Raw genomic sequence first — 22401 nt, 5'->3', positions numbered from 1 at the left:
TAGAATATACACAAATAAAGCGGTAAAAAATAATTTTCCAATAAAGCTAAGAAAAAAATAACGGACAACCAATTAGCAGCCCCGGGTATACCTCACCTTTAAAAGAAAATTAACGCTATCTCTCCTTGCGGTGCTAAAATCCTGTTTTTTCTGTACATGCTTTCAGATCCGAATGTTTCAGGGGGTTTCCGGTGGCCGGTACCTCAATAAATTCAGAAAATAACAAAAGCGGGGCATTTTTGTTATTGAACTCATTTAGAGCTTGTTTAAATTGATTTGATTGCCGCGAAAAATAGAGATTTTTGCCCCAGATGAAGGCCTTTTTGCGCTGCATAGCCATAACTATGGAGCAAGAAAAAGACGAAATATGGGGTGAAAAGATCATTTTGCAACCAATTGGAATTAGTTTAAACAAGCTCTTAACAATAAACACCGGCTACATTTTCCTTCTTTACAAAAAAATATTTACTTTTATGCGGATTTCATTTATTCGATGCTATTTGAATGCAATCGATTCCGAAAAATATTATTAAAGCTTTGAACAGACGAAATTTTATTAAAAACAGTACCCTGGGCACAGGAGCTCTTCTATTTTCGGGAGCTGTCCTGCCGGGCATGACCCATATTGAAAACGACCGGGTATACCGGATAGGCATTATTGGCTTTGGCGATCGTGGCAGCGGCCTGTTTAATGTTCTCCGGGACTTCCCCGGAAAATTTGAAGTGACCGCCCTCTGTGACCCGCTGGATATGCGTCTGAACCGCGCCCGGGAAATGGCAGATACAAATAAGGTCAGGTTGTACAGGGATCACCGCGAATTACTGAATAATAAGCATATAGATGCAGTGATCATTGCCACTCCGCTGAATACCCATTACGAAATTGCCAGGAATGCACTCGAAGCAGGAAAGCACGTACTGCTCGAAAAAGCTATGGCTTTCACTACCGATCAGGCGATAAGCCTGGCACGTATTGCCAAAGATCATCCCCGGCAAACACTCCAGATAGGTCACCAGTACCGTTACTCTCCTCTTTACTACAAAGTACGCAACATGATACAGGAGGGCTATCTCGGAAAAGTAACCCAGATAGATGCCCGGTGGGACCGTAACTGGAACTGGCGAAGGCCGGTTCCCGATCCCAAACTGGAAAGAAAGATCAACTGGCGGATGTACAGGGAATATTCCGGCGGATTGCCGGCCGAACTCCTCTCCCATCAGATGGATTTCATACACTGGGCCTTTGACTGCCTGCCCACCACCATTTATGGTACGGGAGGTATAGACCGTTTTAAAGATGGTCGTGAAACCTATGACAACGTACAGGTAAATATCCGTTATGAAAAGGAAGGGATGATAGGTAACTTTGGCGCTACGTGCTCCAACCAGCACGATGGCTACTCTTTCCGCATCAAGGGCTCCAGGGGAATGGTGTCACTTCTCGTCAATGATGGCATTTTTTATCCGGAACCGGAAACCAGGAAAGAACTGGAAGAAGTTGACGGGGTAAGCGGTGCTACCAAACTCACCTGGAATGATGATAAAAAAGGGATACAACTGGCAGATTCGAAACTGAAAGACGGAAGCTATTATGCCTTTGAGGATTTTTACAAGGCTATTTCCGAAAATACCCTTCCCGATTCCAATGTATACACCGGGGGTACTACAGCCATTTGTGTAGCATTGGCCAATACCTCCATATACAATGGCGATATCAGGCAGTGGAAACCGGAGTACAACCTTTCTCCCGACAACGCGGATAAAAAAACGGCAGGAAGCCACCGGAACAAAAAAACCAACGAAGGTTAGCAAAAAAATATAAAACGATCGTAAATTGAATTTCTTCCTGGTTATCCGCGAAGAAGAACAACAGAGATCACCTGTAGATGAAGGGGCAAAAAGTACCCTGCCATGCCGTCTCGCCAATATGGCGTACCAAACCGGGAAGATTCTGACGCGGATAACGGATATATTATCAACAGCAGAAAAGCAAAAAACTCCGGAGCAGGTCACATTAACCGGAATACCCCCGCCCCTCTAGAATTCCCTGACAAACACTGTCGTATTTGTAAAAGAAAGGACATCTCCCCGTTTGCAGGTACGCTTTTTAATTCCGGTATTCCCCTTCCCGTAAATCCTAAATCTCTGTGTATCTTTGTAACATACACTAACAGCAAAGAACATGAAGATATATACCAAAACCGGCGATAAAGGCACCACGGCTCTCTTTGGGGGCACCCGGGTACCGAAACATCATATCCGCATCGAAACCTATGGCACGGTAGACGAGCTTAATTCCTGGATAGGGCTGATACGCGACCAGGATACAGGTGCACAACGGGAGGTACTACTCTCTATCCAGGACAAGCTGTTCACCCTGGGAGCCATCCTCGCCACCGATCCCGGGAAAGCCATCCTGAAAAGCGGAAAACAACGTCTGGATATCCCGCGGGTTTCCGAAGAAGATATCGCCGTCCTCGAAAGGGAAATGGACCATATGAACGAAGAACTCCCCCCTATGACACATTTTGTCCTTCCGGGAGGTCACACTACCGTGTCATATTGTCATATAGCCCGGTGTGTGTGCCGGAGGGCCGAAAGACTGGCCACTCAACTATATGATAACGAGCCGTTTGAAGACACTGTTCTTCCCTATCTCAATCGCCTTTCGGATTATCTCTTTGTGTTGGCACGAAAGTTGTCCTTCTCGCTGAAAGTCGAGGAAATTAAATGGATTCCGAAAAAAGGAAATTCCGAATAGGGAATGTTTATTCCGGACAAAGATCTGAAACACAATATGCTGAAAACGGGCATACAAAGGCCCTCCCGGGAAGGCAGAATCGGCACGATGCAAAAAAACTTGCCGATCTCGTAAACAGAGTGGCTTTTTATTACTTATTAGACAATAAAACCCGTGTTTCATTACGTTCTTAAAATTAATGCGTAAATAAAATAGTTTTAACTTGACTTTTTAGTTTAAAAATTTATTTTTGCAAAAAATAAAAACCGAATAGCTCATGTATTGGACATTAGAACTTGCATCCTATCTGAGTGATGCACCTTGGCCGGCTACAAAAGACGAATTGATCGACTATGCTATCAGGACCGGAGCGCCGCTGGAGGTAGTGGAAAACCTGCAAGCCATGGAGGACGAGGGTGAGATCTATGAGTCTATAGAAGAAATATGGCCGGACTATCCGACAGAGGAAGATTACCTCTGGAACGAAGATGAATATTAACACAATAACAACAAACTAAAAGTCTCTCAAGAGGCTTTTTTTTTGCTCTTTTTATAAGCGCTGTAAAAACAGGTAACACAGAAGGTGAAAGGACCTATGGTCAAACACCTTTAAATCCCTGCATATCAATTCACCGGGGCACTGTTTTTTTTCATTAGCTTTGTAAAAGGTAATTGAAAGGACCGGTAAAGCCGTGATAACAATGCACCTCAACGGGAGAAAACACATCATGGACCTCCCTGTTTTAAAATTAAAAATAAAACCATTATGAGTTTACTGAATTCTGTTCTCAAAGTTTTTGTAGGAGATAAAGCGAAGAAGGATATCAAAGAGATACAGCCATTGGTGGATAGGATCAAATCACTGGAACAGCAGTTATCATCGCTATCTCACGACGAACTGCGGGCTAAAACGGCGGACTTCAAATCCCGCCTGCAAGAAGCCAGAGCTTCTTTTGATGAAAAAATAACACAATTGCAAAGCGAAGCCGATTCCTCGGATGACATAGACCGTAAAGAAGATATCTATGCCGAGATCGACAAACTCAACGACGAGGCTTACAAGGCTACCGAAGCCACTCTCGACGAAATACTTCCCGAAGCATTCGCCGTGGTCAAAGAAACCGCAAAACGATTTGCCGCCAACGAGACCATTACCGTAACTGCAAGTCCCTTCGACCGGGAATTATCTGCCACCAAAGACCATGTTACCATAGAAGGCGATAAGGCCGTATGGAAGAATTCCTGGGATGCTGCCGGTAAAGAGGTCACCTGGGACATGGTACACTACGACGTACAGCTCATAGGGGGTGTTGCATTGCACCAGGGTAAAATAGCGGAGATGCAGACCGGTGAAGGTAAAACCCTTGTAGCTACACTGCCCGTTTACCTCAACGCCCTTACCGGCAACGGGGTACACCTGGTAACGGTTAACGACTACCTCGCAAAAAGGGATAGCGCCTGGATGGGACCTTTATTTGAATTCCACGGACTTTCCGTAGCCTGTATAGACAATTACCAGCCAAATTCCGACGGACGAAGAAAAGCGTATAACGCCGATATTACATACGGTACCAATAACGAATTCGGCTTTGATTACTTACGGGACAATATGGCCCACACACCGAACGACCTCGTACAACGCCCGCACAATTTTGCCATTGTCGATGAGGTCGATTCCGTTCTCGTGGATGATGCCCGTACACCGCTTATCATTTCAGGGCCTGTACCTCAGGGCGACAGGCACGAGTTCAACGAACTGAAACCCGTGGTCTCAGACCTCGTACAGAGACAACGTCAATACCTGACCGGCGTACTGGCGGAAGCAAAAAAACTCATTGCCGAAGGCAACACCAAAGAAGGAGGTTTCCTTTTGCTCCGCGTACACAGAGGGCTCCCGAAAAATAAGGCCCTTATTAAATTCCTTAGTGAAGAAGGTGTAAAACAGCTCCTGCAAAAGACCGAGAACCATTATATGCAGGACAACAACCGGGAAATGCCCAAGGTAGACGAAACACTGCTTTTTGTCATCGACGAAAAGAACAACCAGATAGAACTCACCGATAAAGGAGTGGAATACCTCTCCGGAGATACCGATCCGGACTTCTTTGTCATGCCCGATATAGGAACGGAAATAGCCAAAATAGAAAAACAAAACCTCCCGGTAGAGGAAGAAGCCGAACTGAAAGAAAAACTCTTCAGGGAATTCGGTGTAAAGAGTGAACGCATCCACACCATGAACCAGTTGCTGAAGGCATATACCCTGTTTGAAAAAGACACGGAATATGTGGTCATAGACAACAAGGTAATGATCGTGGACGAGCAGACCGGCCGTATTATGGACGGACGGCGTTATTCCGACGGACTTCACCAGGCCATCGAAGCCAAGGAGAATGTGAAGATCGAAGACGCTACACAGACATTTGCCACGGTAACCCTGCAAAACTACTTCCGTATGTACCGCAAGCTTGCCGGTATGACCGGTACGGCAGTTACGGAAGCCGGGGAATTCTGGGAAATCTATAAACTGGACGTGGTAGAAATACCCACCAACAGGCCTATTGCCCGCGATGACAAACAAGATCTCATATACAAGACCAAAAGAGAGAAATACAACGCGGTTATCGAAGAAGTTACCGAGCTTTCCCAGGCGGGAAGACCGGTTTTGATAGGTACCACATCCGTAGAAATATCCGAGCTGCTCAGCAAAATGCTGAAACTCCGGAAAGTACCTCATAACGTACTCAACGCCAAACTCCACAAGAAAGAAGCGGATATCGTGGCCGAAGCAGGGAACCCCGGCGTAGTGACCATAGCCACCAATATGGCCGGTCGTGGTACGGATATCAAACTCACTGATGAAGTGAAAAAGGCCGGAGGTCTGGCCATCATCGGTACGGAGCGCCATGACTCCAGAAGGGTAGACAGACAGCTCCGAGGTCGTTCCGGACGTCAGGGAGACCCCGGAAGTTCCCAGTTCTATGTTTCTTTAGAAGATAACCTGATGCGTCTCTTCGGGTCGGATCGCGTGGCCAAAATGATGGACAGAATGGGGCTCAAGGAAGGAGAAGTGATACAACACTCCATGATGACCAAATCTATTGAGAGAGCACAGAAAAAAGTTGAAGAGAACAACTTCGGCATACGGAAGCGCCTCCTGGAATACGATGACGTAATGAACGCACAAAGAGAGGTCGTCTACAAAAGGCGCAGACACGCCCTGCAAGGCCAGCGCCTTAAGGTAGACATCGCCAATATGATATTCGATACCTGCGAAGTAATTACGGAAACGAATAAAGCGGCCGGTGATTTTAAGAATTTCGAATTTGAGCTTATCAAGTATTTCTCACTGGTTTCCCCGATCTCCGAAGAGGATTTCAACAAGATGACCGTTCAGGAAATAACTTCCAATATCTATAAAACCGCATATAAGCACTATAACGATAAGATAGAACGCAACGCAGCAACTGCTTTCCCGGTTATCAAGAACGTCTACGAAAACCAGGGGGACAAGTTCGAACGCATCGTAGTTCCTTTTACAGACGGTACCAAAACACTTAATGTAGTGACCAACCTGAAGGATGCCTACGAAAGTAACGGTAAAAAACTTATCGCTGATTTTGAAAAGAATATCTCCCTGGCTATCATAGACGATTCCTGGAAGACGCATCTTCGCAAAATGGATGAGCTGAAACAGTCGGTACAGCTTGCCGTACACGAACAAAAAGACCCGCTGCTTATCTACAAATTCGAAGCTTTTGAACTCTTCAAGAACATGATCGAGAATGTAAACAAGGAAGTGATAACCTTCCTGTTCAAGGGAGAGCTCCCCGCGCAAGACAGTTCCAACATACACGAAGCACGGGAAACAAAAACCAAGGAAGATTACCGGACTTCCAAAGAAGAGGTACTGAACAGCGATGAAATAGCAGAAAGACACCGCCGGGCAGGACAGCAGGCCCAGCCGCGTCAACAACAGACTATCGAAACCGTAGTGAGAGACAAGCCGAAAATCGGCAGGAATGACAAGGTGACCATCAAGAATGTCATGAGCGGCGAAAGCCAGACCATGAAATTCAAACAGGCCGAACCCCTTCTGAAAAAAGGAGAATGGGTGATTGCCGAAGAGGAATAGCCTCCTTCACTATTAAAAATCATTTAACAAACAGCCCGGTATGGAGGATCATACCGGGCTGTTTTATGTTTTCCATGCCAGCAACCATTAAAGGTGTTGTCCTTAAAACCAAAACGAGATATCCTGTGTGCCGTTACCGGGATGCCCCCATAAAATTCCCGCAAAAAGACCTGTTTTCGTCCCTATCCGGATGCCTACATATGATCTATTCTCCTGCTGTGATATATTTTCAGCAAGGGGATCTGTACAAGTACCAGGAGCGCTATGGCTCCCACACTATACCAGAGGAAAGGTGAGACAGATATTTGGAGAAAAGAGAAAAACGAAAGATCCACCGTCCAGGAGTTTTCCTGTTTAAAAAGCGAAAGAAAAACAATTCCGGCGACCATAGCGGCAATAATTCCCCAGGCTGCAGGGGATATTATGGGTTTATCTGTTTTTTTTCGCTCCCCTTCCCGCTCTACCCGGTACATGACATGATGCACAAAATCAGGAGACGGGATTTCCGGGCTGCTCTCTTTTACCGCCTTCCTTATCAGGTCTTCTTTATGTGGATCTCCATCTAGCATTATTCACGGATTACGCTGTTATTTTCCAGTATCCGGTACAGGGACTTCCTGCTCCGGAAAAGTTTAACCTTTACATTGGTTTCGCTCAAATTTACCACTTTTGCAATTTCTTTGACAGTCAATTCATCAAAATAATACATCCAGACCAGTATCTGTTCTTCTTCCGGAAGCAGCCGGACAGCCTGCCTAATAGCTTCATTGCGATCGTTTTCGGCTATCTGCTGCAAGGCATTTAATGTTTCTTCCTGCTGCTCTGCCCCCTTTACGCTCTCACTCCAGCCCCAGGATCTCCCCTTAACCTTTAACACATCAAGACATTTGTTATAGGTAATCTTGTACAACCAGGTAGAAAATTTCGATTTTCCCCGGAACCCGGACAGCGAACGATAGCATGTTATAAAAACATCCTGCGCTACTTCTTCGGCCTCCTCCCTGTTTTTCAGCATTTTAACAGCCAGACTAAAGACCATGTCCTTATGTCTTTCCACCAGGGGAGCAAAGGCATTTGCATTTCCCACGATAACCTGTCGGATATAATAATCATCTTTATGGTTGGCCATATCATTTCATAGGACGACAAAATTCCGGTCCGGTTACAAAAAATAAAAAAACGATTTTTGTAACCGCTAGTTTCCCGGTATCGTCATACCAGGAAAACCGATTGTTGAATATATCAAAAAAACGAACATTATGCATCAGTTACAACCCGTATTAATTTTCCTGATTATCTTCGCTACGATCTTCGGAATAACCTATCTGTATTACACTACACGGAACAAAGAGCGTATGGCCCTTATTGAAAAGGGCGCTGATGCCGACATTTTTTTCAGCAAAAAGCAGAAAACGGCACCCGTCTGGAAGATCCTTATCCTCAACCTCTCTCTCCTGCTCATCGGCATAGGCCTCGGCCTTTTCGCCGGGCATTTGCTGGAGTACCAGGGCATGGAGGGAAGGATCGTTTACCCGGCATGTATCCTCATTATGGCAGGACTGGGACTCTTCCTCGGGTTCCGGATGGCGAAAAAACTGGACTAACCCGGGCACAGGCAAGCCTGTACGACCCGCATCCGGTAAAGTGAACAGACCGGCTGCAGGTCGTATATCGTTAATTTTTTTTGCGTAAGTTTGGACAACAAAACCCAGACCATGCATTTTAAACATCCTGAGATACTTTGGGCATTATTCTTCCTGCTTATTCCGGTAATAGTACACCTGTTCCAGCTCAGAAAGTTTCAGAAAACCCCGTTCACGAATGTCAGGTTTCTCAAAGCCATACAGCAAAAAACACGAAAGAGTTCACAGGTAAAAAAATGGCTGGTACTGATGAGCAGGGTGTTGTTGCTCGCCTGTCTTGTCCTTGCCTTTGCACAACCTTATCTGCCAAACAGTGAAGATTCCGGAAAAACACTGGAAACGGTCATTTACCTGGACAATTCGTTCAGTATGCAGGCGCGTGGGCCCCGGGGGGAATTACTGGCACAGGCGGTACGTGACCTCCTGACCGAGGAGAACAGCAACGGCACTGTTTCCCTCTTTACCAATGATGCCACCTATACCGACATAAACATACCTTCCATAAAACAGGAATTGCTGCAACTGGATTATTCTCCCGGCAGTCCCGCACCACAATCCGTTTTGCTCCGTGGCAGAAATTTGTTTGGCAAAGACACCGCCACCCTGAAAAATTTTATCCTTGTTTCCGATTTCCGGGGATGGCCCGAAAGCATCCTGCCTCAAAACGATACTCACATACATTACAACCTGGTACGGTTATCTCCGCAAAACACCCGGAATACTGCTATAGACAGCATATATATTTCCGAAAGCACCTCAAGGGGCCTTGTACTCTCCGTAACCCTGTCCAAAAACGACAGTACCGACCTGACGCTGCCCGTTTCCCTGTACAATGACGACACCCTTATTGCCAAAACCACGGCCGGATTCGCTAATTCGGATAAAGCGGAAACAGAATTCCGCATATCCGGAAACGACATCCTGAACGGAAAAGTGGTCATTGAAGATAACGGACTGCTGTATGACAACACCATGTATTTTAATCTGAATCCGGGGGAAAAAGCAAGGGTACTTGCCATCAGTCAAACGGATGCAAACTTCCTTGAAAAGATATTTACCGATGATGAATTCCGCTTTCTTTCTACCGATCTCCAGCAACTGGATTACAGTCTTATTTCAGGGCAGGATCTGGTTGTACTCAATGGCCTGAATACCATTCCGGCTCCTCTGATAACAGCTCTGAAGGCTTTTCATGACAACGGAAAAAATATCTTAATAATTCCTTCACATAACCCGAATCACCCATCTCATAACCAATTATTTAACACATTAAATACAGGCACTATAAAGAAAATCTATTCCGGTGGTTTTTCTTACAAAAATGAGATTTCCACGGAAAAACCAGCACTCCCGAAAGGCAAAGAAGATATCGCTGTCAAAGATCGGAAAAAAATTACGGATATCCGCATTTCCCACCCTTTGTTTGAAAATGTTTTTGACCCTGGAAAAAAGCAGCTGACCAATTTTCAATATCCCGAAGCCGGGATGGTCTTTGATCTTCAAACGGATGCAAATACCATACTGGCTTTTGAAGACGGCAATCCGTTTATGGCAGAAAAAGACCGGGTATATTTTTTCACCGGGTCCCTCGACACCTCCTATTCCAATTTCCGGAATTCACCGCTCATCGTCCCCGCGCTTTACAACATTGGCAAACTATCCCTCCGGACTCCGGAACTGTATTACCTTACCGGAGAAGGCCATACGATAGACATCCGTAAACGGACAGGCCTTTCCCGTGATGCAGTTGTTTCCCTGGAAAAGGACGGGAAGAGTTTCATTCCCATGCAGCGGGTATTTCCGGAAAAAATACAGATCACTACGGGAGAAGTCCCTGCCAGGGATGGTATTTACCAGGTAAAGGCTTCCGACAGCGTATTGCAAAATATAAGTTTCAATTACGACAGAAAGGAAAGCGACCTGCGTTATCCTTCCTTTCGCACTTCCGGGAATGTAACCGTTCATAATTCGTTCCGAAACACCCTGGAGGAAATAAAAAATACCGGAAGCATCCGTGAGCTTTGGAAATGGTTTGTTATTTTTGCCCTCGTATTCCTCGTGACAGAAATACTCCTTTTAAAATTTTTTAAATGAACATTCTTTTAAAATCTGCCAGGATCATCCACCCGCAGAGCGAATACCACCGCAACTCGCTCGATATCCTAATCAAAGACGGCATTATTTCCGAAATAGCAGATACCGTTTCCCCTCCCCAAGACACGGAAATTGTTCAGCTAAAAAACCTTCATGTATCTCCGGGCTGGCTGGATACCAGTGTAAGTTTCGGCGAACCGGGCTATGAAGACCGGGAAACGATCGGTAACGGCCTTAAAACAGCTGCAAAGAGCGGTTTCACGACAGTTCTGGTCAACCCGAATACGTACCCCGTCGCGGATACAAATGCCGATATTGCTTTTCTGAAGGCAAAAGCGCAGGGCCATACTACCGCCCTGCACCCCATAGGCGCCCTTACCGTAAAAAGCGAAGGCATAGATCTGGCAGAACTGTTCGATATGAAAAATGCCGGAGCGGTGGCTTTCGGCGATTATCAAAAGCCCGTGAGCAACCCGAACCTGCTGAAGATCGCTCTGCAGTACACCGGGAATTTCGGCGGATTGGTAGTCTCTTTCCCCCAGGAAAACAAAATAGCCGGAAAAGGGGTCATGAACGAAGGGATAATATCTACCAGGCTGGGTCTCAAAGGTATTCCCGCCCTGGCCGAAGAATTACATATAGCAAGAGATTTATTTATTCTGGAATATACCGGCGGCAAGCTGCACATACCTACCATATCAACGGCCAAATCGGTACACCTGATCCGCGAAGCCAAAGAAAAAGGCCTGGATGTAAGCTGTAGCGTAGCCATACACAACCTGTGCTTTACCGATGAAGTACTGGAAGAATTCAACACCAATTATAAACTTTTACCTCCGTTACGGGGTAAAAAAGACATCGCTGCCCTGCTGGAAGGCTTAAAAGAAGGGGTGATCGACTTTGTAACTTCCGATCACAATCCTATCGACGTAGAACACAAAAATGTAGAGTTCGATCATGCCATGTACGGCAGTACCGCCCTGGAGAGCACTTTCGGGGCACTTAGGACCCTGCTCGATACCGACTCCGTAATTGACCTGCTCACTAAGGGACGCTCGCGTTTCGGACTGGAAGAGAACGACATCAGGACAGGAAAAAAAGCGGACCTTACCCTGTTTGATCCCGATACCGAATACAGCTTCGGTGAATCCGATATCCTCTCTACGTCAAAAAACAGTGCTTTTACGGGCCAAAAACTCAGAGGCAGGGTATATGGAAGTATCGCTAACGGTAAGCCGGAAATAACCGGGGAGTAATACAATGAAGCCCGGAACTTCGCTATACGATCATACAGACAAAAGAACAACCATGAGCGATACTGTAAAACAAGGAAAAAACACCGCAATTGTAAGTTACATTACCATTATCGGCACGTTAATAGCCTTTTCCATGAACATGGAGGCCAAAAACGAATTTGCCGTCTTTCATATCCGCCAGGCTTTCGGGCTCTGGATATCGTTTTTTGCCCTGGGTTTTCTCATAGGCCACGCCAATAGCATATATGCCACCATGGGTCTCTATATCTTTTTTATTATATTGCTGCTCTACGGTTTTACCGGGGCCCTTTCGGGGAAGAAACAAATGGTTCCGCTGCTGGGGAAACTCTTTCAGAAATGGCTAGGATTTATATAAGAGAATTCAGGTCACGGATGTGTATCCGGACCGACAAAAAGAACAATTGAGTCCAAGGTCATTTAACAAGCTCCGAACGGATAAAAAACTACATATGCAAACACAGGAACTTTCGTTACAGCACATTATTCGCCCGTCCGGGATCACCGGGCAGAAAACACCTGCGCTTTTTATGTTTCACGGTTACGGCAGCAATGAAAAAGATCTTTTTTCTTTTGCTTCAGAACTTCCAGAAGAACTCTGTATCATTTCCGTTCAGGCCCCTTATGCCCTGCCCCCTTACGGATACGCCTGGTATGCCATCCATTTCGATTCCGAAGACGGTAAGTGGTCGGACGACAAACAAGCCATAGCATCCCGCGATATGATGGCCCGATTTATTGACGAGGCTGTCACCGCATATAATCTCGATGACAAGAACATTACCCTGCTTGGATTCAGCCAGGGGACCATACTGAGTTATGCCCTTGCCCTGTCTTATCCGGAAAAGGTAAAGAATATCATAGCGTTAAGCGGTTATATTAATGAAAGCATACTCACGGAAAGCTATGACAAAAAAGATCATTCTCATCTCTCTTTTTACTGTTCCCACGGCACGGCAGACCAGGTCATCCCTGTCGCCTGGGCCAGAAAAGCCCCGCTGTTGCTGGAAAAGCTGGGTATTACACATACCTTTGAGGAATTTCCCGTAGGACACGGAGTTGCTCCACAGAACTTCTTTTCCTTTCATCGCTGGCTTACCGCACAGCTGGCCGGTTAATTTCCCTCCCCAGCAATCGTGACAGACATTATGCTATAATCCGTACCTTTATAACTACAGATTACGCGCAATCCGTAAATCAGAAAGGAAAGCTATGAAAGTACATACCTATCTTCCGGGGGAACATCTACGTCCGTTTATAAAATCCTATCTCATCATTGAGAGCAAAGGCGGTATGAAAAACAACCTGGTACCGGACACGTCGATAGTTATGGCTTTTCGTATGCGCGGACAAATATCCTACGGCACGAAAGAGGAAACCGGGCCGCTTCCTTTCTCCGTAATCACCGGCCTTCGAAAATCTCCGCGACATGTTTGTTATGCAGCAGGATCGGCAACATTTCTCGTGAAATTCACTGAGACCGGGGCATCCGCATTTCTGCCCTTACCGGTTCACGAACTTTTCGGGGAGACTGTATCACTGGATAACTTTACAACACGGGAAGAGATCAACCGGGTAGAAAACCTGTTAGGGGAAGCCGGAAACCGGCTACAGCAAATTGCCGTGATAGAACATTTTTTGCTTTCCCTGTTCCATCCTCCGGTTCATGATGTTGTTATTGCAAGGGCCATAGAAAAAATAGAACACAGCAAAGGGCTGCTGCCTATCCGGGATTTGCTGAAAGGCCTTCCTTTAAGCCGGGACCCATTTGAAAAACGTTTCCGCCGGTTAACCGGGACTTCTCCCAAACAGTTTGCTTCCATTGTCAGAATGCGGAACATCCTTTCCGGTCCTCCGAAAGATAGTCTTACTGCTGTTGCATATACTTCCGGGTATTTTGACCAGGCTCATTTCATAAAGGACTTTCGCCGCTTCACAGGCACCACACCCACAGTCTTCTTCCGTTCCGGGACCTATTGGTAAATCAATGATTTTTTACAATGATCACCTTATGTGACAGGCTATTTTTATCTGAAAAATCAACAAAATGAAATTTTTAAATAACATTCGCTGCTGTCGGTACTGACTACCGGCATATCTGCACAGCAAAGAGATTCTTTTTCATTGCGTAACCCTCAAAATCAGGAAAACATGCTCACAGTACAAACCCCGGACAAAAACAAAGAAACAATTCAAAGGTTTTACAAAGAATGCCTGAACACAGGAAATACGGACATCCTGCCTCTCTTTATCGCCGGGGACTACACCGGCCTGTACAAAGGAAAAGCCGTTCATGGACCTGCCGGCTATGCCGAGACCGTCAGGGAAATACTTACCGGCTTTCCGGATATACACTTCACCCTGCAGACCCTTATTGCGGAGGGGGATATGGTTGTTACGCAATGGACATCCGAAGGCACACACCTGCATACGGCTTTCGGTATTCCCGCTACGGGAAAAAAGGTAATCAACAAGGCCGTGACTGTCTACAAGCTCCGCAATGGCAAGATCATAGAGAACGAGGTGTATTCGGACCGCCTGGGAGTCCTGCAGCAGATAGGTGCCATACCAAAATTATAATATATTTTTCCATTACCATAAGGAACGGGAGTCCGGTGAACAGGCTCCCGTTTTATATTGAAGTTATCCATCATGTACCCGTTTAAAATCCCTCTCAGATAAGAAATAATCCCTCCCGGATAAGCTTCTGAAATTAAAAGGCGCTACATTCGCCCATTGCCTGCTTCAAACAGAAAATACGCGATTAGATATAACTCACCAGCCTTATCACGGAAATCTTATTTTCAGCGGTCGCGGGCAATCCTATCCGTTTTTGCATGTTACCAATTTTGCCTGCGGCCGTTTTTATCGTTACTTCCCCTGCACTATCCCGAGATTGTTACTGAGTTACCTGTCAAATTAAACCACTCCCGGACTTGAAGTCCATAGGTTTGTGGCAGACTGAAAGTATGTTTGGCCACGAATTCACCAATATTTTTATAAGTACAAATCCATATTCATTCGTGAATTTGTGGCATAAATAATTTTTTAGAACCTGAAAGAACGCAGAAAATCCCTCTCAGATAAGTAAATAATCCTCTTTAGATAAGTTTTCCGGGAAGAGCATGTGTATATTTACCAAATGAAACCGACATGACTAAAATAATCTTTAGACACACAGGACAATGATTATTTTGGTCATCAAACCTGCCTGCCGGTAGGCAGGGGTTACATCTGACCATTGAGAAACAATAAAAAATAAACGGATGAAAAATTATCCTGTTAATCAGGATGGAAAATAGTGCGTATTACTCTTTTCCACCTTTTTCACAGATAAAAATATGCCCCAATGCGAAGCAATACCAGGAAAATAAATTTGTTCCCGTTACACCGGGTATGCCCGGCTGTCACAGCCCGGTTCCCCGGAACGGGCAGCATCAAATTTTTTCTCTCCCTTGCCCGTGTTAGAAGCCGTGAGCCTGCCTGCCTCTACTACTTGCCGGAGATTTCCATAGCACAGAGATACTAATCTTCGGCCTCACGGCTTCTTTTTTATAAAAGCCGAATCCCGTAATTTCCCTGATCGGGGACGCCGCTACTCCGCTTTGTAAAGCAGGTGATCTGTCAGGGTAAAATTAATCCCCAGGTCTTTTTTGATTTCATAGCGGATAAAGAGTTCTCCCCAGTATTTACCATCCGAAAAATCGGCTATGATCCACCGGTGGTTGAGCACCTTTATCTTGTTGATCTTCATAGGGCCGTTCATTCCCGCATACGGCACCAACGGGTTATCTCCTTCCGATTCGTTGGTTTCCAGAAGTTTATCTGCAATATACTGTGCCGGGTTTTCCAGTGAAAATTCGTCCAGGGCAGATAATGCCTCCTCGTTGTTTTCCAGTGAAAAATATTGAAGATCCAGTTTATCCAGAAGAAGCGTTTGTGAAGAATCGCGAATAATTTCTGTTTCTTCCTTCAGTTTTTCTATCTCTGTTTCCAGCTCTTCGATCCTTTTCTCTTTGGATTCCAGCATCTTGTCTGAATTCACATAGAGGAACAAGGCCATGAGTATGGCAAACACCGAGAGGTACATAAATATTCTGCTTTTCATCAGCTTTACAATTTATCCGGCAGTCAACGGTTCCGGGCATGAATTTGTTTTTCCCGTGTTGCCTGTCTTATTTTTACTCATTTATTTATCAGTGCATCACAAAATTCTGTTCCGGGAATGTTCTCCTGATCTTCCGGGACACTCCTCTAAAACCGGGTTATGCTTTCTTCCAAAGTATTTTATGGTACTTCTAACGCTCTCTTCTCAATTTCTCAATTTTCCATATCCCCGAGCAGCAGGTTCCAGAAGTGGCTTTTATTTTTACTTTTGAATATTCCGAAATGCCCTATTTTTTCCAGCCCGAAATCAGCCGGGATAAGATGTCGTCTCACCATCCCGGTACCTGCATATTTCCGGGACAGCCAGTTTACGGCTTCTTCAGGGGCAAAGCGGTCATCTTCTACACTATATACAATCAGTTTTCCCCGAACCTTATGAAAGAACAGCGATTCCTCTTCATAATACCCGAAGAGATAATCGGGTGTTACACACCATTTTCTCCACTCCCGGACCATTCCTTTCGGAAGGTCTTCCATAACCCCGAGTTTTTTGCCCGGGAAATATCCGAAAATCTTTGTAATTACGGGAAACAAAAAATACCAGTTCAAAAGCATCCGCAGTCGCCCGGCACCTTTCCAGAATTTCCAGTATCCATTCTGGGCTGCTATAAGTACTATCCGGCTTGCCAGTACCGAGGATGGGGCCAGTCCTATTAATTGTCCTCCTATGCTGTGTCCTATCAATACCTGTTTTGCTTCCGGGTATTTTTTGCCGGCATAACGGATGACCGCTTCAAGGTCGTTCTTTGCCCAGGCCGTGGCCGAGGTGTGAAAGTCCCGTAAAGGACCTTTCCGTGAAGCCCCGATACCGCCATAATCAAAAGTAAAGACCACATAGCCGTTATTCCGGATAAAATCTGCAAATTTAAAATAATACGACTGTTTCACTCCGGTAGCCGGAACAATGACAACAACTCCCTTTAAACGTGTTGCACATACAAATTCTTTTGCGGTTATGCTATACCCTGCCGGGGTGGCAAGCTCCCGCGAATCCATTTGTACCTCTTCTATTTTACCCCTGTTTTTCTTCAAAAGTTGTCTGTTTCTCTTATTGTGGACACGGGGAACGGCCTGATATTAAATTTTCACCTCCAGGTTGTCGTAAGCCAGAAACACGTTTTCCGGCAAGGCCCTTTCGACCTCCTCATGGAACCCGAGTAAATGGCTGATATGTGTAAAATAGGCTTTGCCGGGTTTTATTTTTTCGACCATTTTCAGAGCTTCTTCCAGGTTCAGGTGTGACGGATGCGGTTTTATCCGCAAAGCGTTAATGACCAGTACCTCCACCCCTTCAACCTTGCGAACCTCTTCGTCCGTTATGGTTTTTACATCTGTCAGATAAGCAAAATTGCCAAAGCGATAACCGAAAACCTGTAACCGGTTGTGCATAACATTTACCGGGACTACTTTCATGTTCCCCAGTGATACGGGGCGGTTGTTAATCACTTCGAATTCTCTCACCCCCGGGGCACCGGGATATTTATCTTTACCGTTGACAAAAATATACGGAAATCGTTGTCTCAGTTCCCCGAGGACCCTTGCATGTGCATATATAGGTATATCTCCCTGACGAAAGAAAAAAGGGCGTATATCATCAAGCCCCATGGTATGGTCGGCATGTTCGTGTGTAAACAGGATACCGTCTATCCGCGAAACCCCGGCCCTGAGCATCTGTTGCCGGAAATCGGGCCCGCAGTCTACTACGTAACAGTAATCATCCCATTCCACCAGTACGGAAACCCGAAGTCGTTTGTCCCTGGGGTCACTGCTGAGACATACCGGGTGGTCACTGCCGATAATGGGAATTCCCTGTGAAGTACCTGTGCCTAAAAATGTGATTTTCAAACCGGAAATTTTAGGTTGATTTTCAAATGTTATACTTGTAATATACGAATTGCTAAGTTACATAAAAATCCTTGCCAAAAAATCGAATGCAAAATCCGGAAGCTTTAATTTACATGACAATCCTGCAATTTTTGATCCGGAATTTTGTAACTTATTTACCGTAAAACTTAACGAATATTTTTAACTTTGTTCCAAATAAAACGCACACCAGATGACAATTGTTTTAAAGGGCGACAAGCAAATTGAGAACGTACCTTCCACTAAGGCGAAGACACTGAGAATTAATCTTAATGAAGACATTTACGGAACTTTTGCGGAAATAGGTGCCGGACAGGAAACCGTTCGGAATTTTTTCAGGGCCGGCGGGGCTTCCGGGACCATCGCCAAAGCCATGAGCGCCTATGACAAGGATTTCAGTGATTCCATATACGGCCTGGAAGAAGACGGCAGATATGTTACCCAATCGCGTTTGAAGAAAATGCTGGATCACGAAACACGGCTGGTGGAAGAGCGTATTTCCAGAAAGAAACATCCGAACAAACTTTTTTTCACCTACGCCAACACCGTAGCTACCATCGATTTTACCAAAAAGTACAAGGGTCACGGCTGGGTAGGTATCCGTTTCCAGGCAGACCCTAAGGAAAATTACAACGAGATCATCCTCCACATCAGGTTTCACCAGACGGATCCGCGCTTGCAGCAGGAAACCCTGGGAGTGCTCGGGGTTAACCTGATATACGGTGCTTATTACAAGCACGACAAGCCTAAAAAATTGCTTAAATATCTCTATGACAATATAGAAAAAGATACGCTGGAGATAGATATGATCAATTTTTCCGGGCCCAGATTTGTAAAGGTAGACAACAGGCTGATGAGCCTTCAACTACTGAAAAACGAAATGACAGAGGCCGTAATGTTCGGACCCGACGGCAACAATATTCTCCCTGCCGCCCTGCTTTACAAAAAGAATATACTGGGGCTCAGGGGTAGCTTCCGTCCGGTCACCAAGGTAAACATGACCATGTACAAAAGGGCATACGAAATGTTTATCAAGGAAAACAAGGTAGACCCTAAAAGAACAGAAGTTATTTTTGAAATAACCTTGTCCAACCTGCGTGCCGAAGGGGAAATTGACGAGCAGGATTTTATGGACCGGGCCGAACTGCTGTGTTCCCTGGGACAAACGGTAATGATATCCAACTTCCAGGAGTATTACAAACTGGTGGAATACTTTTCGCGGTATACCAAATATCGTATGGGGCTTTCCATGGGAGTGAGTAACCTCGTTGATGTATTTGATGAGAAATACTACCGCCACCTCAGCGGAGGTATCCTGGAAGCTTTCGGTAAACTGTTCTTCAAAGACCTGAGAGTATACCTCTACCCGATGAAAGACCCGAGCACCGGAGAGATCATAACCAGCGATAACCTGAAGGTACACCCGAGAATGAAGGAGCTTTACAAGTTCTTCAAATTCAACGGTAAAGTAGTGGATATTACGGATTTTGACCCCAATACCCTCGATATTTATTCGAGAGAAGTATTGAAAATGATAGCCGATGGCAAAGAAGGCTGGGAAGATATGCTCCCCGAAGGTGTGGCCGGCCTCATCAAAGAAAAGCATTTGTTCGGTTACGAACCGACGAAAAATAAGGAATACGAAATGAACAATTAGCGTCCGTTCCCTGCTTAATATCGCATAATGCAAACAGTACTGAAAAAATACCAACTAGAACTAAAACACACCTTCAGTATTTCCAGGGAATCCCGTGATTTTCAGGATACACTAATCGTTTGTTTATCCCTCAACGGAAAAACGGGCTACGGCGAGGCTACATCAAACCCGTATTACAATATCACCGTAGATTCCATGATCAATGAGATCCGCGCCATAGAAAACCGTATTGCCGGTTTCGATCTCATCTCCCCCGAAGCCTTTCACGGGTTTCTCGTCCGGGAAGGACTGAGCAACTTTTCCATATGTGCCCTGGACCTTGCGGCAAATGATCTTTACGGCAAATTACACGGCAAACCCCTTTATGAGATATGGGGTTATAGCACAGCTAAATATCCTATTACCAATTATACCATAGGTATAGCCACTATTGAAAAAATGGTGGAGAAAATGGAAGAAAAACCGTGGCCTTTATACAAGATAAAACTGGGCACTAACCACGATGTAGCTATTGTAAAGGCTTTGCGCAAACATACGGATGCTACCTTCCGGGTAGATGCCAACTGTGCCTGGACCCCGGAAGAAACTATTGAAAACTCTTACAAACTTAAAGAACTGGGGGTAGAGTTCATTGAGCAGCCGCTAAAAGCAGATAACCGGGAAGGCATGAAAAAAGTAATGGCGGAATCCGCTCTTCCGGTCATTGCCGATGAAAGCTGTATCGTGGAAAGCGATGTGGAAAAATGTAAAGACCATTTTCACGGGGTTAATATAAAACTTACCAAATGTGGCGGACTTACTCCGGCCAGGAGAATGATAGAAAAAGCAAAATCCCTTGACCTGAAGGTTATGGTGGGATGTATGACCGAGTCTACGGTGGGCATATCGGCCATTGCACAGCTACTTCCCCAACTCGATTATGTAGACATGGACGGGGCCATGCTGCTGAAAAGTGATATAGCTACCGGGGTTATTATACGAGACAACGGAAAAGTAATCTTCCCGAAGGAACCCGGGTCGGGAGTAGTGCTTACCGCATGATCTGCCGTAGCGATTCCTTTCCGGGCCGATTGGTATTTTCCGAAGGGAAAAGCTATCGCTATTTCGGGGGGACCGCCTACCTCGGCCTGGCTACCCTTCCTGATTTCCAGCAGATTTTCATTCATAATATTCAAAGGTACGGTACGGGTTACGCAGCATCCCGTAAGGCCAATATCCGCATGTCCGTATACGAAAAGGCCGAAGCGGTTATGGCAGACCTTATCGGTAGCGAAGCCGCTCTTTCCGTGTCTTCGGGATTCCTGGCCGGACAACTGGCATTACAGGCCTTTCAGGGAGATATGTTTGCTTTTTTCAGTACCTCAGATACCCATCCGGCACTCTCCCACCCCGGTACGGTAACCTCCGGTTCCGTGGAAAAACTCATTGCGGAAGTCAATGCTTTTACCACATCCGGTCCCGATCGGACAGCCGTAGTGCTGTGCGATTCTGTTACACCCGGAAATAATCTTTACGAAAACAACTGGTACGAACAATTGCCTATCGCACAAACCGTATTTATTGCCGATGATTCTCATGGCCTGGGGGTAATGGGCAGACACGGTGAGGGTATTTATAAAAAATTGCGGAAAATACCGTTCCGGGAACTGGTGGTATGCGGATCTGTCAGTAAAGGATTCGGTGTGCAGGCCGGAATGGTTTGCTCTTCAGAAAATATAATCCGTAAATTGTGGGAACACCCGTTCTTTGCAGGTGCCAGTCCGGCTTCTCCCGCGGCTGTGGCAACATTTACGGAAGCATTATCTTTATACGAGCTACAACGGGAGAAGCTGCGAAACCACATGGCTATCTTCGATCATGCTGTTTCCGGTATGGATATTATTTTTAACCGTACCCAGGGACATCCTGCATATGCCTATAAAGAGGAATCCCTCACCCGGCATTTGCTGGATAAGGGAATCCTGACCACGTCCTTTCATTATCCGGATGCATCTTCTCCCCTGGTACAGCGCATAGTGCTTTCGGCCGCACATACGGAAGAGGATATATTTTACTTAGGAAAAACGGTTAATGATTTTATTAATACACATGGTCTTTCCGGATAAAGTTAGAAACTGTTTAAGTTTTATCCTTCAGTTCATTTATATAAATATTTTCTTCATGCCGGGCAAAGGCAGATTAAAGAGATTGAAAATATCGAATATCAATCTATATCTATCTTCTTCAATCTATCATCTGACCTTATAGGTCCATACTATGATCCTGATAATTATCGGAACCAAAAACAAAACTTAAACAGTTTCTTAGTGTTTTATCATTTTTCTCACGGAATTCCCGAACGGCGTTTCCCGTACCACAGCATAAATGCATGAAACAGTATTCAACCTGTTGCTCCCGCTCTAAAACCCGGAAAACGGCCATTAAAGCAATCCCTTTAACGCCGGAAGTAGTTGGTTGAGCGGCTAACCCATTTACTTTAGCCGCTAACCGGGTTGCTTTTGATGTCATAACCAAATACTTTGACGGTAAACCATGTTATGTTGACCGCTAACCGGTTTGCTTCCGATGTCATACCCAACTGCTTTGACAGTAAACCGGGTTACGTTGACCGCTAACGGGTTTACTTCTGATGTCATACCCAACTGCTTTGACGGTAAACCGGATTACGTTGACCGCTAACGGGTTTGCTTCCGATGTCGTACCCAACTGCTTTGACGGCAAACCGGGTTACGTTGACCGCTTAAGGGTTTGCTTCCGATGTCATACCCAACTGCTTTGACAGTAAACCGGGTTACGTTGACCGCTTAAGGGAATGGGTTTACGGTGCCATA

21 protein-coding genes are annotated in these 22401 nt (G+C 45.5%); 15 read left to right on the top strand and 6 right to left on the bottom strand.

Translation table 11 applies throughout. The features are described 5' to 3' along the window. Positions 1-537 precede the first annotated feature (537 nt). The 5 genes from ED312_RS05460 to secA all read left to right on the top strand — a co-directional run bounded on the left by ED312_RS05460 (position 538) and on the right by secA (position 6872). Positions 538-1809, top strand: a complete 1272-nt coding sequence (locus ED312_RS05460; protein WP_123215001.1) for a Gfo/Idh/MocA family protein — start codon at positions 538-540, stop codon at positions 1807-1809. 25 nt (positions 1810-1834) lie between these two features. Continuing rightward, complete coding sequence (locus ED312_RS05455) at positions 1835-2041, top strand: hypothetical protein (protein WP_123215000.1); 207 nt, start codon at positions 1835-1837, stop codon at positions 2039-2041. Positions 2042-2182: 141 nt separating this feature from the next. Then, a complete protein-coding gene (locus ED312_RS05450; RefSeq protein WP_123214999.1) occupies positions 2183-2761 on the top strand; it encodes a cob(I)yrinic acid a,c-diamide adenosyltransferase in 579 nt (192 codons plus the stop codon). 256 nt (positions 2762-3017) lie between these two features. After that, on the top strand, positions 3018-3239 hold the full coding sequence (locus ED312_RS05440; protein WP_112373142.1) for a DUF2795 domain-containing protein: 222 nt from the start codon (positions 3018-3020) through the stop codon (positions 3237-3239). 267 nt (positions 3240-3506) lie between these two features. Then, positions 3507-6872 carry a preprotein translocase subunit SecA gene (secA, locus tag ED312_RS05435; RefSeq protein WP_123214997.1) on the top strand — a complete coding sequence of 1122 codons (3366 nt, stop codon included), beginning with the start codon at positions 3507-3509 and terminating at the stop codon, positions 6870-6872. Between the two features lie 194 nt (positions 6873-7066). Here the strand turns inward: secA and ED312_RS05430 are convergent, their stop codons facing one another. Then, positions 7067-7441, bottom strand: a complete 375-nt coding sequence (locus ED312_RS05430) for a hypothetical protein (RefSeq protein WP_123214996.1) — start codon at positions 7439-7441, stop codon at positions 7067-7069. Further along, positions 7441-8001 (bottom strand): RNA polymerase sigma factor, encoded by a 561-nt coding sequence (locus ED312_RS05425; RefSeq protein ID WP_123214995.1) that lies wholly within the window; start codon positions 7999-8001, stop codon positions 7441-7443. The genes ED312_RS05430 and ED312_RS05425 overlap by 1 nt, the downstream gene beginning before the upstream one ends. Positions 8002-8131: 130 nt before the next feature. On the opposite strand from ED312_RS05425, the gene ED312_RS05420 reads away from it, so the two are divergent. From ED312_RS05420 to ED312_RS05390, 7 genes are all read left to right on the top strand, one after another. Then, complete coding sequence (locus ED312_RS05420; RefSeq protein WP_123214994.1) at positions 8132-8476, top strand: DUF6249 domain-containing protein; 345 nt, start codon at positions 8132-8134, stop codon at positions 8474-8476. A 111-nt stretch (positions 8477-8587) separates the two neighbouring features. After that, on the top strand, positions 8588-10609 hold the full coding sequence (locus ED312_RS05415; RefSeq protein WP_123214993.1) for a BatA domain-containing protein: 2022 nt from the start codon (positions 8588-8590) through the stop codon (positions 10607-10609). After that, complete coding sequence (locus ED312_RS05410) at positions 10606-11865, top strand: dihydroorotase (RefSeq protein WP_123214992.1); 1260 nt, start codon at positions 10606-10608, stop codon at positions 11863-11865. Before ED312_RS05415 ends, ED312_RS05410 begins: the two co-directional genes overlap by 4 nt. A gap of 52 nt (positions 11866-11917) precedes the next feature. Beyond that, positions 11918-12241: a hypothetical protein gene (locus tag ED312_RS05405; RefSeq protein ID WP_123214991.1), complete on the top strand. Its 324-nt coding sequence runs from the start codon at positions 11918-11920 to the stop codon at positions 12239-12241. A 94-nt stretch (positions 12242-12335) separates the two neighbouring features. Continuing rightward, a complete protein-coding gene (locus ED312_RS05400; protein WP_123214990.1) occupies positions 12336-13001 on the top strand; it encodes an alpha/beta hydrolase in 666 nt (221 codons plus the stop codon). A 94-nt stretch (positions 13002-13095) separates the two neighbouring features. Next, entirely contained in the window at positions 13096-13866 is a 771-nt protein-coding gene (locus ED312_RS05395; RefSeq protein ID WP_123214989.1) for a helix-turn-helix domain-containing protein, read from the top strand. Between the two features lie 168 nt (positions 13867-14034). After that, complete coding sequence (locus ED312_RS05390; RefSeq protein WP_123214988.1) at positions 14035-14463, top strand: ester cyclase; 429 nt, start codon at positions 14035-14037, stop codon at positions 14461-14463. Between the two features lie 1015 nt (positions 14464-15478). Here ED312_RS05390 and ED312_RS05385 read toward each other — a convergent pair. The 3 genes from ED312_RS05385 to ED312_RS05375 all read right to left on the bottom strand — a co-directional run bounded on the left by ED312_RS05385 (position 15479) and on the right by ED312_RS05375 (position 17895). Beyond that, complete coding sequence (locus tag ED312_RS05385) at positions 15479-15991, bottom strand: hydrolase (protein WP_123214987.1); 513 nt, start codon at positions 15989-15991, stop codon at positions 15479-15481. A gap of 212 nt (positions 15992-16203) precedes the next feature. Next, positions 16204-17082 carry an alpha/beta hydrolase family protein gene (locus ED312_RS05380; RefSeq protein WP_123214986.1) on the bottom strand — a complete coding sequence of 293 codons (879 nt, stop codon included), beginning with the start codon at positions 17080-17082 and terminating at the stop codon, positions 16204-16206. Between the two features lie 45 nt (positions 17083-17127). Beyond that, a complete protein-coding gene (locus ED312_RS05375; protein ID WP_123214985.1) occupies positions 17128-17895 on the bottom strand; it encodes an MBL fold metallo-hydrolase in 768 nt (255 codons plus the stop codon). A 211-nt stretch (positions 17896-18106) separates the two neighbouring features. Between ED312_RS05375 and ED312_RS05370 the strand changes: the two genes are divergently transcribed. The 3 genes from ED312_RS05370 to ED312_RS05360 are packed head-to-tail and all read left to right on the top strand — an operon-like array spanning position 18107 to position 21675. After that, positions 18107-19570, top strand: a complete 1464-nt coding sequence (locus ED312_RS05370) for a TonB-dependent receptor (protein ID WP_123214984.1) — start codon at positions 18107-18109, stop codon at positions 19568-19570. Positions 19571-19597: 27 nt separating this feature from the next. Next, a complete protein-coding gene (locus ED312_RS05365; RefSeq protein WP_123214983.1) occupies positions 19598-20611 on the top strand; it encodes a dipeptide epimerase in 1014 nt (337 codons plus the stop codon). Next, the gene (locus ED312_RS05360; RefSeq protein ID WP_123214982.1) at positions 20608-21675 is read left to right on the top strand and encodes an aminotransferase class I/II-fold pyridoxal phosphate-dependent enzyme; all 1068 of its coding nucleotides are present in this window, start codon (positions 20608-20610) and stop codon (positions 21673-21675) included. The genes ED312_RS05365 and ED312_RS05360 overlap by 4 nt, the downstream gene beginning before the upstream one ends. 136 nt (positions 21676-21811) lie before the next feature. On the opposite strand, the gene ED312_RS05355 is transcribed toward ED312_RS05360, so the two are convergent. Then, a complete protein-coding gene (locus tag ED312_RS05355; RefSeq protein WP_123214981.1) occupies positions 21812-22078 on the bottom strand; it encodes a hypothetical protein in 267 nt (88 codons plus the stop codon). Between the last annotated feature and the right edge of the window lie 323 nt (positions 22079-22401).

This window comes from Sinomicrobium pectinilyticum, from assembly GCF_003725735.1.
In the GTDB taxonomy this organism is placed as follows: Bacteria; Bacteroidota; Bacteroidia; order Flavobacteriales; family Flavobacteriaceae; genus Sinomicrobium; species Sinomicrobium pectinilyticum.
This window is presented reverse-complemented; position numbering and strand designations above follow the sequence as displayed.

Bases quoted from the DNA above. Each gene is read 5' to 3' on its own strand.
- ED312_RS05450 (WP_123214999.1), top strand. From the start codon at position 2,183: ATGAAGATATATACCAAAACCGGCGATAAAGGCACCACGGCTCTCTTT.
- ED312_RS05440 (WP_112373142.1), top strand. From the start codon at position 3,018: ATGTATTGGACATTAGAACTTGCATCCTATCTGAGTGATGCACCTTGG.
- secA (WP_123214997.1), top strand. From the start codon at position 3,507: ATGAGTTTACTGAATTCTGTTCTCAAAGTTTTTGTAGGAGATAAAGCG.
- ED312_RS05430 (WP_123214996.1), bottom strand. From the start codon at position 7,441: ATGCTAGATGGAGATCCACATAAAGAAGACCTGATAAGGAAGGCGGTA.
- ED312_RS05425 (WP_123214995.1), bottom strand. From the start codon at position 8,001: ATGGCCAACCATAAAGATGATTATTATATCCGACAGGTTATCGTGGGA.
- ED312_RS05420 (WP_123214994.1), top strand. From the start codon at position 8,132: ATGCATCAGTTACAACCCGTATTAATTTTCCTGATTATCTTCGCTACG.
- ED312_RS05415 (WP_123214993.1), top strand. From the start codon at position 8,588: ATGCATTTTAAACATCCTGAGATACTTTGGGCATTATTCTTCCTGCTT.
- ED312_RS05410 (WP_123214992.1), top strand. From the start codon at position 10,606: ATGAACATTCTTTTAAAATCTGCCAGGATCATCCACCCGCAGAGCGAA.
- ED312_RS05405 (WP_123214991.1), top strand. From the start codon at position 11,918: ATGAGCGATACTGTAAAACAAGGAAAAAACACCGCAATTGTAAGTTAC.
- ED312_RS05400 (WP_123214990.1), top strand. From the start codon at position 12,336: ATGCAAACACAGGAACTTTCGTTACAGCACATTATTCGCCCGTCCGGG.
- ED312_RS05395 (WP_123214989.1), top strand. From the start codon at position 13,096: ATGAAAGTACATACCTATCTTCCGGGGGAACATCTACGTCCGTTTATA.
- ED312_RS05390 (WP_123214988.1), top strand. From the start codon at position 14,035: ATGCTCACAGTACAAACCCCGGACAAAAACAAAGAAACAATTCAAAGG.
- ED312_RS05385 (WP_123214987.1), bottom strand. From the start codon at position 15,991: ATGAAAAGCAGAATATTTATGTACCTCTCGGTGTTTGCCATACTCATG.
- ED312_RS05370 (WP_123214984.1), top strand. From the start codon at position 18,107: ATGACAATTGTTTTAAAGGGCGACAAGCAAATTGAGAACGTACCTTCC.
- ED312_RS05365 (WP_123214983.1), top strand. From the start codon at position 19,598: ATGCAAACAGTACTGAAAAAATACCAACTAGAACTAAAACACACCTTC.
- ED312_RS05360 (WP_123214982.1), top strand. From the start codon at position 20,608: ATGATCTGCCGTAGCGATTCCTTTCCGGGCCGATTGGTATTTTCCGAA.
- ED312_RS05355 (WP_123214981.1), bottom strand. From the start codon at position 22,078: ATGACATCAAAAGCAACCCGGTTAGCGGCTAAAGTAAATGGGTTAGCC.